14 protein-coding genes and 1 tRNA gene are annotated in these 11,816 nt (G+C 74.4%); 9 read left to right on the top strand and 6 right to left on the bottom strand.

Annotated elements, in window-relative coordinates; genetic code table 11:
- Positions 1 to 36: 36 nt before the first annotated feature.
- Positions 37 to 549: a heme-binding beta-barrel domain-containing protein gene (locus PKY62_RS07610; protein WP_324536108.1), complete on the bottom strand. Its 513-nt coding sequence runs from the start codon at positions 547 to 549 to the stop codon at positions 37 to 39.
- A gap of 157 nt (positions 550 to 706) precedes the next feature.
- On the opposite strand from PKY62_RS07610, the gene PKY62_RS07605 reads away from it, so the two are divergent.
- Positions 707 to 1,069, top strand: coding sequence for a DsrE family protein (locus PKY62_RS07605; protein WP_324536107.1), 363 nt, complete (start codon positions 707 to 709; stop codon positions 1,067 to 1,069).
- Between the two features lie 33 nt (positions 1,070 to 1,102).
- Here PKY62_RS07605 and PKY62_RS07600 read toward each other — a convergent pair whose 3' ends face one another.
- A complete protein-coding gene (locus PKY62_RS07600; RefSeq protein ID WP_324536106.1) occupies positions 1,103 to 1,837 on the bottom strand; it encodes a hypothetical protein in 735 nt (244 codons plus the stop codon).
- A gap of 138 nt (positions 1,838 to 1,975) precedes the next feature.
- On the opposite strand from PKY62_RS07600, the gene PKY62_RS07595 reads away from it, so the two are divergent.
- The 3 genes from PKY62_RS07595 to PKY62_RS07585 all read left to right on the top strand — a co-directional run bounded on the left by PKY62_RS07595 (position 1,976) and on the right by PKY62_RS07585 (position 5,016).
- Positions 1,976 to 2,710, top strand: a complete 735-nt coding sequence (locus tag PKY62_RS07595; RefSeq protein ID WP_324536105.1) for a winged helix-turn-helix domain-containing protein — start codon at positions 1,976 to 1,978, stop codon at positions 2,708 to 2,710.
- A 92-nt stretch (positions 2,711 to 2,802) separates the two neighbouring features.
- On the top strand, positions 2,803 to 4,077 hold the full coding sequence (gene nhaA, locus PKY62_RS07590; protein WP_324536104.1) for a Na+/H+ antiporter NhaA: 1,275 nt from the start codon (positions 2,803 to 2,805) through the stop codon (positions 4,075 to 4,077).
- A gap of 9 nt (positions 4,078 to 4,086) precedes the next feature.
- A complete protein-coding gene (locus PKY62_RS07585; RefSeq protein ID WP_324536103.1) occupies positions 4,087 to 5,016 on the top strand; it encodes an alpha/beta fold hydrolase in 930 nt (309 codons plus the stop codon).
- A 13-nt stretch (positions 5,017 to 5,029) separates the two neighbouring features.
- On the opposite strand, the gene nth is transcribed toward PKY62_RS07585, so the two are convergent.
- On the bottom strand, positions 5,030 to 5,776 hold the full coding sequence (gene nth / locus PKY62_RS07580) for an endonuclease III (protein WP_324536102.1): 747 nt from the start codon (positions 5,774 to 5,776) through the stop codon (positions 5,030 to 5,032).
- A gap of 153 nt (positions 5,777 to 5,929) precedes the next feature.
- Between nth and PKY62_RS07575 the strand changes: the two genes are divergently transcribed.
- Together PKY62_RS07575 and PKY62_RS07570 are read left to right on the top strand one after the other, a co-directional pair.
- Positions 5,930 to 6,337, top strand: coding sequence for a hypothetical protein (locus PKY62_RS07575; protein WP_324536101.1), 408 nt, complete (start codon positions 5,930 to 5,932; stop codon positions 6,335 to 6,337).
- Positions 6,338 to 6,408: 71 nt separating this feature from the next.
- Positions 6,409 to 7,086, top strand: a complete 678-nt coding sequence (locus PKY62_RS07570; RefSeq protein WP_324536100.1) for a Crp/Fnr family transcriptional regulator — start codon at positions 6,409 to 6,411, stop codon at positions 7,084 to 7,086.
- A gap of 18 nt (positions 7,087 to 7,104) precedes the next feature.
- On the opposite strand, the gene PKY62_RS07565 is transcribed toward PKY62_RS07570, so the two are convergent.
- The 3 genes from PKY62_RS07565 to PKY62_RS07555 are packed head-to-tail and all read right to left on the bottom strand — an operon-like array spanning position 7,105 to position 8,096.
- Positions 7,105 to 7,581 carry a RidA family protein gene (locus PKY62_RS07565; protein WP_324536099.1) on the bottom strand — a complete coding sequence of 159 codons (477 nt, stop codon included), beginning with the start codon at positions 7,579 to 7,581 and terminating at the stop codon, positions 7,105 to 7,107.
- Complete coding sequence (gene sp36 / locus PKY62_RS07560; RefSeq protein ID WP_324536098.1) at positions 7,578 to 7,745, bottom strand: Sp36 family protein; 168 nt, start codon at positions 7,743 to 7,745, stop codon at positions 7,578 to 7,580. Before sp36 ends, PKY62_RS07565 begins: the two co-directional genes overlap by 4 nt.
- A 9-nt stretch (positions 7,746 to 7,754) precedes the next feature.
- Positions 7,755 to 8,096 carry a WhiB family transcriptional regulator gene (locus tag PKY62_RS07555; protein ID WP_324536097.1) on the bottom strand — a complete coding sequence of 114 codons (342 nt, stop codon included), beginning with the start codon at positions 8,094 to 8,096 and terminating at the stop codon, positions 7,755 to 7,757.
- Positions 8,097 to 8,321: 225 nt separating this feature from the next.
- On the opposite strand from PKY62_RS07555, the gene PKY62_RS07550 reads away from it, so the two are divergent.
- The 3 genes from PKY62_RS07550 to PKY62_RS07540 all read left to right on the top strand — a co-directional run bounded on the left by PKY62_RS07550 (position 8,322) and on the right by PKY62_RS07540 (position 11,809).
- A complete protein-coding gene (locus PKY62_RS07550; protein WP_324536096.1) occupies positions 8,322 to 10,751 on the top strand; it encodes a penicillin-binding protein in 2,430 nt (809 codons plus the stop codon).
- A complete protein-coding gene (locus tag PKY62_RS07545; protein ID WP_324536095.1) occupies positions 10,752 to 11,672 on the top strand; it encodes a metallophosphoesterase in 921 nt (306 codons plus the stop codon).
- 63 nt (positions 11,673 to 11,735) lie between these two features.
- Positions 11,736 to 11,809 (top strand) — tRNA-Pro (locus PKY62_RS07540).
- The last annotated feature ends 7 nt before the right edge of the window (positions 11,810 to 11,816 follow it).

Raw genomic sequence — 11,816 nt, 5'->3', positions numbered from 1 at the left:
GGCTCGACGGCGGGGCGACGTCCTGCGCGGGGTGCGTCACTCGACCCTGCTCATCCGCGCCGAGGCGTAGGACTGCAGGCGCTCGCCGAACGCCGCGATGTCCCAGGTCCACATCAGCTCGCCCTCGACCAGCCCGTAGAGCCGGCTCGCGGCCGTGACCTCGGCGGCGTCGGGCGTCCTGGCGACGAGGTCGCTCGCCAGGTCGATGCGGCCGTTGCCGACCTCGCCGGCGTAGAGGACCAGGTGGCCGGCCGGGTCGGCCAGCAGCAGCTCGACGGGGTGGCGGTCGGCCGGCAGCCCGGCTGGCCGGTCGGGCGGCACGCGCCAGAAGCCCTGCTCGGTGCCCCACACCCGGTCGTCGCCGGCCAGGCGCAGCGTCGCGGTCCAGGCCAGGTACGGGCCGCCGTCGTGCGTCACGAGGACGTCGGCCACGACGTCGCAGCGCGGGATGGTGGGGTAGGCGACCTCACCCGTCCCGCGCCAGCGGCCCACGAGCCACGCGAGCGGGTAGACCTCGGGGGCCAGGCCCTCCGGCAGCACGAACGACATCGGCTAGCGCTGGCCCTTGTAGAGCTTCAGCACGACGTAGACGGCGAACCAGCCGATCGCCAGCGAGGCGGCGACCAGCAGCCCGATGAAGAAGAGCTCCAGGGCGACCATGGGCCGATCCTACGGTGCGGCCCCGCGCGCGGCCTACGCTGCGGCCATGAGTCGCAGCCTCGTGGTCAAGACGACGTCCGGCGCGGACCGCCCCGAGGCGTGCGCGCAGGCGTTCACCGTCGCGGCGACGGCCGTGGCCGCCGGGGTCGACGTGAGCCTGTGGTTGACCGGGGAGGCGTCGTGGCTCGCCCTGCCGGGCCGGGCGGCGGAGTTCGCGCTACCGCACAGCGCACCCCTGGCCGACCTGCTCGCCGCGGTCCTCGCGGGCGGCACGGTCACCCTGTGCACGCAGTGCGCCGTGCGGCGCGGCATCGCGCCCGACGACGTCGTGCCCGGCGTGCGGATCGCGGGGGCGGCGGCTTTCGTCGAGGAGTGCCTCGCGGACGGCGCGCAGGCGCTCGTGTACTAGACCTCTCCGGCCCCGGCGGCGACGCGGCGCGACTCAGCCGACGAGCACCCGGCCGACGACGTAGACGACGATCCCGCTCACCGAGACGGGGAGCAGCAGGGCGGCCACCCCCGCGGTGCGCCGCTCGAGGGCAGGCAGGGCGTCGAACAGCACGTGCAGGGCGGCGACGAGGATGCCCACGGCCAGGCCGAGCAGGGCCCCGGCGAGGGTGTCGAGCACGGGCATGACGGCGCCGACGGCGCCACCGCCGAGCATCGCCGCCGCGGTGGTCACGAGGGCGGCGAGCCAACCGCCGAGCGGCACGGCCGAGACCCCAGCGCCCAGCGCGAGCGCGACGGCGCCGCTGATCACCAGGGCGTCGCCCACCGGCGCGCGCCCCGTCGCGACCCAACCGGCTGCGGCCGTCACGACGAGCACGCCGGCGACGGTGCCGGTCACCGACTCGACCAGTCGGTGGCGGCCGTCCTGCCGGGCCAGCTCGTTGACGAAGGACAGCAGCACCGCGAGCGCGACGACCACGGGCAGCTCGCGCAGGTAGGGCTGCCCCTGGGTGGCCGTGACGGCGATCACACCACCGGCGCCCCCCAGGGCGATGACCACGGACGAGCCGAGCCGGGTGGGCAGGTCGAGGAGCACGGGCCAGCCCACCGAGAGCGCGAGCACCAGGGCCCCCGCGACGGCCACGAGCGTGGCCTCGCCGAGCACGGCCGCGCCGGCGACGGCGGCGGCGGCGGCGGCCGTGAGCACGGCGCGGGTCGAGACGTTCATCAGCGTCGATCACTCAGGCCGGGCACGGGCGCCAGTGTCGCAGATCGCGGCGCCGGGCCGTGCGTGGTCGGCCCGGCGGTACGGTTGTCCCACTGCGCGGCTCCCCTCGGCGCAGGACGCCCGCAGGAGGCTCACCCCGTGGCAGACCTTTTGCTGCTGACCCCCGCGACCGGTGGCTCCACCCAGGTGCTCCCGGCGCTCGGTCTGCTCGCGCACCGCGTGCGCGTGCTCCCCGTCGAGCCCTCGGCCCTGCTGGACGCGCAGGACGCCGACGTGCTGCTGCTCGACGCGCGCCGGGACCTCGCCACCGCCCGCTCCACGTGCCGCCTGCTGCGGGCCACCGGCCTGACGGTGCCCCTCGTGCTCGTCCTCACCGAGGGCGGCCTCACGGTCGTCACCGGGGAGTGGGGGGCGTCGGACGTCCTGCTCGAGCACGCGTCGCCCGCCGAGGTCGAGGCCCGGCTCCGGCTGGTCATCGAGCGGTCCCTCGCCACGGCGCCGGCCGACTCGATCGAGGAGATCTCCTCCGGCGAGCTCACCATCGACGCCGGCGGGTACACCGCGAGGGTGCGCGGGCGGGCACTCGACCTGACGTACAAGGAGTTCGAGCTCCTCAAGTACCTCGCGCAGCACCCCGGCCGGGTCTTCACCCGCGCCCAGCTGCTCCAGGAGGTCTGGGGCTACGACTACTTCGGCGGCACGCGCACCGTCGACGTCCACGTGCGTCGCCTGCGCGCCAAGCTCGGCTCGGAGCACGAGCAGCTCATCGGCACGGTGCGCAACGTGGGGTACCGGTTCGACCCGCCGCGCGACCGCCGCGGCGAGGGCTCAGAGGAGCCGGTCACCGACGCGGGACGCCCGGTCGCCGGCTGACGCGGCCCGCCGGCTGAGCCGCGCGCCTATCCTGGTTACCGGTGCGCCGGGAAGTCTGGTCGGCTCCATGTCGTCGCGCTCGAAGGAGCCCCATGTCACCCCGTGCCCGCATCCGCCGCATCGTCGCGGCCCGGCCCGTGAGCGCCCTGTTCGCCCGGCTCTCCCCCGCGAGCGAGCTCAACCTCGCCGACACCCTGCGCACCGAGCGGGCCGGCGGCGCACTGCTGCTGCTGGGCGCCGCCGCCGCGCTGATCTGGGCGAACTCCGCCGCGCGCGACGGCTACGAGGCGATGCGGCAGCTGACCTTCGGGCCGGCAGCCCTGCACCTGGACCTCACCCTCGAGCAGTGGGCGACGGATGGCCTGCTGACGCTCTTCTTCTTCGTCGTCGGGCTGGAGCTCAAGCGCGAGATCGTCGACGGCGAGCTGCGCCGGCCGGCCACCGCCGCCCTGCCGATCGTCGCGGCCGTGGGCGGGATGCTCGTCCCCGCCGGCCTCTACCTGGCGGTCAACCTCACCGTCGCCGGCGGGGACCCGCGCGGCTGGGCCGTGCCGACCGCGACCGACATCGCCTTCGCCGTGGCCGTGCTCGCCGTCGTGGGCCGCAGCCTGCCCAACGCCCTCCGCGCCTTCCTGCTCACCCTTGCCGTGGTCGACGACCTGCTGGCGATCGTCGTCATCGCCGTCTTCTACAGCGCGTCGATCGACCTGCCGCTGCTCGGGCTGTCGCTGCTCGCCGTCGGGCTGTTCGGTCTCGCCGTCCAGCGCCGGGTCACCACGCCCTTCCTGCTGGTGCCGCTCGCACTGCTCGCCTGGGGCCTCATGCACGCGTCGGGCGTGCACGCCACGATCGCCGGGGTGGCGCTCGGCCTCGTCGTGCCCGGGCTCGCCCGCGCGGACGAGCGGGAGGCGCTCGCCGCGCGCTTCGAGCACGTCTGGCGGCCCGTGTCCGCCGGGTTCGCCGTCCCGGTGTTCGCGCTCTTCGCCGCCGGTGTCGCCCTCGACCCTGCGGCCCTCGCCGCCGCGGCGGCGGACCCGGTCGCGCAGGGCGTCGCCCTCGGTCTGGTGCTCGGCAAGCCGATCGGCATCGTGCTGGCCACCTGGCTGGTCGCGACGATCACCCGGACCCCGCTGGCCCCCGGGCTGAGCTGGGCGGACGTCGTCGCCGTCGGCTTCGTCGCCGGGATCGGGTTCACCGTCTCGCTGCTCATCGGGGCGCTCGCGTTCGGCGAGGGCTCGGCGTCGGGCGACCACGTCCGGGCGGCCGTCCTCGTGGCATCGCTCGTCGCGGCACTGGCGGGCGGCGCGCTGCTCGCGGCGCGGGACCGGCACCACCGGTCGGTCCCTGCCGCCGTCGTGGAGCGGTAGGTTCACGCCGTGACCGACTCGTCAGCCGTGCTCGTCGAGGGACCGTGGCAGCACCGCTTCGTCGCCGCGAACGGCGCCCGCTTCCACGTGGCGGAGATGACCCCGCCCGAGGTGGGGGACGGCACCCACGCACCCCTCGTGGTGCTGCTGCACGGGTTCCCGCAGATGTGGTGGGCGTGGCGGCACCAGATCCCCGCCCTCGCGCGCGCCGGGTACCGCGTCGCGGCGATGGACGTGCGCGGCTCGGGCGCCTCCGACAAGCCCCCGCAGGGCTACGACGTGCCGACGCTCGCGCGCGACGTCGCCGGGGTGATCCGCTCGCTCGGGGCGCAGGAGGCCGTCGTCGTGGGGCACGGCCTGGGCGGCCTCATCGCGTGGTCGATGCCGGCGCTGCAGCCGGCGGTGACGCGGGCCGTCGGGGCGCTGGCCACCGGGCACCCCGCACGGCTGCACTCCGGCGCCGCGACCCGCCCGCTGCTGGCCCGCTCGACCGCGCGCCGGCTCGCGTTCTTCCAGCTGCCCTACCTGCCCGAGCGCCTGCTCACGCGCGGCGAGCTGGCCACCCGCGTGCTCACCGAGTGGGGCGCCCCGGGCTGGTTGCGGGCCGACGTCGCCCACACCTACCGGATGGCCATGCAGGTGCCGTTCGCGGCCCACAGCGCGATGGAGCAGCTGCGCTGGCTGGTCCGGTCCACCCCGCGGGTCGACGGGCAACGGTTCCTCGCCGCGGTGCGTGCCCCGGTGGAGGTCCCCGTGCTCCACCTGCACGGCGCGCTCGACCGGTGCCTGCCGCGCGCCGTGGCCCTCGGCGGTCCGGAGCAGGGACGGGGCGCTCCGTACCGCGTCGAGGTGGTGCCGGGTGCGGGTCACTTCCTGCCGGAGGAGGCGCCGGAGCGCACCACGGAGCTGCTCCTGGAGTGGCTCGCCACGCTCGACTGAACGGCCCGGGGCGCTACGGCGCGAGGTCCGCCGGGACGGCGTCGGCCGACGGACCCGGCGCCCCGACGTGCGAGGACTCCTTGACCAGCCCGGCCGCGGCCTGAGGGTCGCGCTCCCCCGGGCCGTCCCACGGGCACACCGCCCGCAGGGGGCACGCGCCGCACGCCGGCCGGCGGGCGTGGCACGTGCGCCGACCGTGCGCGATGACCCGGTGGGAGAACATCGTCCAGTCGCGCCGCGGCAGGAGCGCGCACAGGTCCGCCTCGACGGCGACGGGGTCCTCGCTCGCCGTCAGCCCCAGGCGCCGCGCGACGCGCAGCACGTGGGTGTCCACCGGCAGGCCCGGCACCCCGAACGCGTTGCCGAGCACGACGTTCGCCGTCTTGCGCCCCACCCCCGGCAGGGTCACGAGCTGGGCCATCCGGCGGGGGACGACGCCGTCGTACCGCTCCACCAGGGCGCGTCCCAGCCCCAGGAGGGACTGGGACTTCGCGCGGAAGAACCCGGTGGACCGGATGAGCTCCTCGAGCTCCGCACGGTCCGCCTCGGCGTAGGCCCTGGCATCGGGGTAGCGCGCGAACAGCGCCGGTGTGACGAGGTTGACCCGCACGTCCGTGGTCTGGGCCGAGAGCACCGTCGCCACGAGCAGCTGGAGCGGGTCGGCGAAGTCGAGCTCGCAGTGCGCGTCGGGGTAGCGCACCGCCAGCGCGCGGTCGATCCGGCGGGCACGGCGGGTGCGCGCCAGGGGGGTCTCGGACATACCGCCCAGAGTACGCAGACCCCGGGAAACCGCCGCTGACCTGGGGGCAGACCCGTTGGGGTGAACCCTCGGCCACGGGCTCAAGGACGTCCCGGCGGGGACCGAACAGGATCGTGCAGGGCCGAGACCCGGCCCCGACGGAGATGAGGTCTGATGGCGATGGCGCAGGTGGCCGGCCCCCCGAGGCTCGACCCCCACGCGACCCGGCGGACGCTGCGTGCCGAGAAGGCCGAGCTGGTCCGCTGGCGCCGTCTGCTGCGGGCCCGGCTCGACCTCGCGGTCGCGTCGTACGCGCCGCCGGAGGCGCTCGGCGCGATGAGCTGGGACCTGCTCCCCGCCGCGCAGCTGAGCCTGCCGATGCCGCACACCCTGCGCGAGGTCGTGGCGATCGACTCCGAGGAGGACCGCGTCGGCCGGATGCACCAGCTGCGCGAGCTGGACCGGGAGCTGGCCGCCTACGGCGACGCCCTGGATGCCGCGCTGGACCGCTGCACCGAGGACCTCGTCGCCCAGCTCGTCACCACCGACTCGAGCCTCCCCCGGCCCAAGGACCCTCGCTGACCCGTCGCGCATGGGGCAGGATGGTCGACGGTGCCGGACCACGGCGCCTGACGACGACGGACGGGACGTGCGTGGAGGACGACGTTGTGCTGTCGGCGCCCCTCTTCGCGGCGATCGACACCGAGGCCGCGCAGGCGCTCTTCGACTCGATGACCCCCGTGCGGCTGCCCCGCGGCCAGTCCGTCTTCCACGAGGGCGAGCCCGGGGACCGGCTGTACGTCATCGGCTCGGGCAAGGTGAAGCTGGGCCGCCGCTCCGTGGACGGCCGCGAGAACCTGCTCTCGATCCTCGGCCCGGCCGAGATGTTCGGTGAGCTGTCCCTCTTCGACCCCGGTCCCCGCACGGCCACGGCGACGGCCGTGGCGGACGCCGTGCTGTACGAGCTGAGCCACACCGAGATGATCGAGTGGCTCGAGCGCTACCCCGCCGTCGCCAAGCACCTGCTCGAGGCCCTGGCCCGGCGGCTGCGCCGCACCAACGAGGCGCTCGCGGACCTGGTGTTCGCCGATGTGCCCGGCCGCGTCGCCAAGGCGCTGCTCGACCTGTCGACGCGGTTCGGCGAGCCGGTCGAGGACGGGCTGCACGTCGCGCACGACCTCACGCAGGAGGAGCTCGCCCAGCTCGTCGGGGCGTCGCGCGAGACCGTGAACAAGGCGCTGGCCGACTTCACCGCGCGCGGCTGGGTGCGTCGCGAGGGCCGCGCCGTCGTGCTCCTCGACATCGAGCGCCTGGAGCGCCGGGCGCGCTGAGGGCGACGGTGCTGCGCGTCAGCGCAGCTCGACGACCAGCTCGATCTCCACGGGTGCGTCCAGTGGCAGCACCGCGACGCCGACCGCGCTGCGCGCATGCACGCCGGCCTCCCCGAACAGCTGGCCGAGCAGCTCGCTGGCGCCGTTGACCACCAGCGGCTGGCCGGTGAAGGACGGGTCGGACGCCACGAAGCCGACGACCTTGACGATGCGCCGCACCCGGTCGAGGCTGCCGGCCTGCTCCGCCACGGCTGCCAGAGCGTTGAGCACCGCGACCCGGGCGAGCTCCGCCGCGCGCGCCGGGGCGACCTGGCCCTCGCCCACGCCCACCTTGCCCGTACCCGCCAGCACGCCGTCGACGATCGGCAGCTGGCCGGAGGTCCACACGTAGCTGCCCGTCCGGACCGCGGGCACGTAGGCCGCCACGGGCGCCGGGACGGCAGGCAGCGTGATGCCGAGCTCGTGCAGCCGCTGGGCGATGCCCTGGGCGTTCACGGACGCTCGCCGGTCGGACGCTTGAGATAGGCGACGAGGCCGTTGCCGTCCGGACCCGTGACGACCTGGACCAGCTCCCAGCCGTCCGCCCCCCACTGGTCGAGGATCGCCTTCGTCGCGTGCACGATGAGCGGGATGGTCGCGTACTCCCAGGTGGTGGCCATGGGCAGACGCTACCCGCCGGGCGCCGCCTCGCGCTCGGCGCCCAGCCGCGCCGAGCGCGCCGCGTGGCCGGCGGAGGTGGTCGCCAGGTGCGGCTCGGCGTCGAGGACCTCGCGCCAGGAGACGACCTCGGGGTAACGGCGCAGCAAGGCGCGGCGCTCGCGCTCGGTCATCCCGCCCCACACGCCGAAGAGGATCCGGTGGTCGAGGGCGTCGATGAGGCACTCGAGCCGCACGGTGCAGCCGGCGCAGACCTCGCGCGCGGCCCGCTGGGCAGCGCCCTCGACGAAGAGGTCGTCCGGGGTCGCCCCCCCGCACGCCGAGTACGCCGTCCAGTGCTGGTCACCGCCCACCGTGCCTCCCCTCGTGCGCGCCCATGACACACCGTAGGACCACCCGGGCACACCTGGGGTGGGCCGTTCGGGTCGTTTCGGTACCCGTGGGGCATTCCGGGCGCACCCGGGCGTCGACGGGGCGCCACCGCGCGACGTCGCGGCCGCCGGATCAGCGCCGCGACCTGCACACCTGCTTCACACGCCCGCCCCCCGCCCGGCGCACGCCTCCCGTACCCTTGTCGGGTGTCGACCGCTCCCGCACGCCCCCGCAGCCGCCAGGTCAACGTCCTGCAGGTCGTCGCCCTGCTCATCGCGTTCGTGCTCGTCGCCACGCTGGGCGGGGTGCTCTCCGCCGGCCTCGTGATGCCGGTGGTCGCGACGACGAGCGCGCTGACCAACACCTCCGTCGACCTGTTCGAGGAGCTCCCCGAGGAGCTCGTCCAGGTGCCGCTGTCCGAGAAGTCGACGATCCTCGCGGCGGACGGCCAGGTGCTGGCGACGTTCTACGACCAGAACCGCATCGTCGTGACGCTCGACCAGGTCTCGGCCCAGATGCAGAACGCCGTGATCGCGATCGAGGACAAGCGGTTCTTCGAGCACGGGGGCGTCGACCTCACGGGGATGACCCGTGCCCTGCTGACCAACACCCTGACGGGTGAGAACCAGGGCGCCTCGACGCTGACCCAGCAGTACGTCAAGAACGCGCTCATCCAGGCGGCGCTCGAGATCGAGGACCCCACCGAGCGGGCCGCCGCGATCAACGCGGCCCGCGAGGCAGACGACTGGGAGGGCATCGCCCGCAAGCTGCAGGAGGCCAAGCTGGCCATCGCGCTCGAGCAGCGGATGAGCAAGGAGGAGATCCTCGCGGCCTACCTCAACATCTCGCAGTTCGGCCTGTCGGTGTACGGCGTCGAGGCCGCCGCGCAGCACTACTTCTCGGTGTCGGCGCTCGACCTCAACTACCTCCAGGCGGCCACGATCGCCGGGATCACCAAGGCGCCCGGCGACTACGACCCGGAGCGCAACCCCGAGGCCTCCGAGGGCCGGCGCAACGACGTGCTGTTCGTCATGAACGAGCAGGGCTTCATCACCGACGAGGAGTACGAGGCCGGTCTCGCGACGCCCATCGCTGCGACGCTGGTCATCGGCCAGACGCGGCTCGGCTGCATGACGGCCAACGACGTGGCGAACGCCGGCTACTTCTGCGACTACGTGACCAAGATCATCGCGCAGAACCCGGCATTCGGCGAGACGGCGGCCGACCGGTCGCGCCTGCTCTACCGCGGCGGCCTGACCATCCGCACGACGCTGGACCCGCGGCTGCAGGCGCTCGCGGACGCCGCGTCGAAGAGCGCCATCCCCGTGGACGACCCCTCGGGCGTCGCCAACGCGATCTCGGTCATCGAGCCGGGGACGGGCAAGGTCCTGGCGATGGCCCAGAACCGCATCTACAGCAACACCTCGACCAGCGGCCCCGGCCAGACGGCCGTCAACTACAACACCGACAGCGCGTACGGCTCGTCCGGCGGCTTCCACCCCGGCTCGGCCTTCAAGCCGTTCACGCTCGTCCGGTGGCTGCAGGAGGGGCATGCGCTGCGCGAGGTGGTCGACGGGCGGCTGCGCAGCACCGGCGTGCCGATGAGCGAGTTCAACGCGTCGTGCACCGGGTTCGGCGGCGGCGTGTACAAGTTCGGCAACGCCGAGGGCAGCGGCGCCGTCATGACCGTGCTCGACGCGACCCGCAACTCGGTGAACTCCAGCTTCATCGAGATGGCCACCCAGCTCGACATGTGCGGCATCTTCGACAGCGCGGCATCCCTCGGTGTGCACAAGGCCAACGGCGAGCCGGTCGACGTGCTGCCGTCCAACGTCCTGGGCAGCACGGAGATCGCGCCGATGACCATGGCTGCGGCCTACGCGGCGTTCGCGGCGGACGGCGTCTTCTGCGAGCCGATCGCCATCACGAGCGTGCAGGACTCCGACGGTGCCGAGCTCCCGGTGCCGAGCGCCAACTGCCGCCAGGCGATCGCCCCGGAGATCGCGCGGGCCGTCACCTATGCGCTGAGCTTCGTGTGGCAGGGCACGGCGAAGAACGTCGGTGCGCTCCCCGGCGGCCGGGTGTCCTCCGGCAAGACGGGCACCACCTCGAACAACGAGTACACGTGGTTCGTCGGCTTCACCCCGCAGATGGCGTCCGCGGTGTGGGTGGGCCACCCCGAGGGGATGATCCCCGTCCAGGACGTGCGGATCAACGGTCGCTGGGTCCCCAACGCCTACGGCTCGACGATCGCCGCCCCGCTGTGGAAGGCCTTCATGGCGCCGGCGCACGACGGGCTCCCGGAGCTGGGCTTCAACGCCCCCGGCAGCGCCCAGGTCGACGGCGTCAAGATCACGGTGCCGAACGTTGCTGGCAAGTCCGAGGCAGCGGCGAAGGCCGCGCTCGCCGCGGCGGGCTTCAACGCCACGGTCTCGCCCACGCCCGTCTACTCCGACCAGCCCGCCGGGACGGTCGCGGGGACGGACCCGGCCGGCGGATCACGCGTGGTGCGCGGATCGCTCATCACGATCACGATGTCGCAGGGGCCTGACCCGGCGTCGGTCCAGCAGGACGACGGTGGCGGCGGCAACAACGGTGGCAACAACAACGGCGGCAACAACCGTCCGGGCAACTGAGTGGCGCCGTCCGTCGGGCGCAGCCTGGGTGCTCTCGCGCTGGCCGGTGCCGCGGGGCTGACCTGGTCGCTCGTGGAGGCGCACGCCTACACGCTGCGTGAGGCGACGGTGCCCGTCCTGGCGCCCGGCGAGCGCGCCCTGCGGGTGCTCCACCTGTCCGACCTGCACCTGACCCCCGGCCAGCACCGCAAGATCGCCTGGCTGCGCTCGCTGGCCGACCTGGAGCCGGACCTCGTGGTGGACACCGGCGACAACCTGGCGCACACCGACGCACTCGGGGCACTGCTCCACGCGCTGGAGCCGCTCATGGCGCTGCCCGGTGCGTTCGTCATGGGCTCGAACGACTACTACGCGCCCCGGCCCAAGAACCCGGCGCGCTACCTCCTGGCCGATGCGCGCGACGCCCCGGTCACCGACCCCGAGGCCCTGCCGGCCGCGGCGCTCGCTGCAGCCCTCGCCGCCGCAGGCTGGGCGGACCTGACCAACCGCCGCGACGGCGTCGTCGTCGACGGCCGGCGCGTCTCGCTCGTGGGGGTGGATGACCCGCACCTGGACCGCGACCGGTTCCCCGCACCCGAGCAGCCCGGCACAGATGTCGACCTGCGCCTCGGGGTCGCCCACGCGCCCTACACCCGGGTGCTCGACCAGATGCACGCCGACGGCGCGGACCTCGTGCTCGCCGGCCACACCCACGGTGGCCAGCTCTGCGTGCCCGGCTGGGGCGCGCTGGTGACCAACTGCGACCTGGACACGCGCCGCGCCAAGGGGCTGCACGGCTGGCCCGGCCCGCGGCCCGACGCACCCGGCGGCGAGGGCTCGACGTGGCTGCACGTCTCGGCCGGCCTGGGCACGTCGCCCTACACCCCGGTGCGCTTCGCGTGCCGGCCCGAGGCCACGCTGCTGACACTCGTCGGCCGCTGAGCACGGACCCGGGGGTCGAGTTCACCGGCGCCCCCGGGCTGGGCTATCCTTGTCGGGCTGCACCGGGGTGTGGCGCAGCTTGGTAGCGCGCTTCGTTCGGGACGAAGAGGGCGCAGGTTCAAATCCTGTCACCCCGACACAGTG

Source organism: Actinotalea sp. (assembly GCF_035443605.1).
Classification (GTDB): domain Bacteria; phylum Actinomycetota; class Actinomycetes; order Actinomycetales; family Cellulomonadaceae; genus Actinotalea.
Note: the sequence above shows the minus strand (reverse complement) of the source record. Positions and strands in the feature narration are given on the sequence as shown.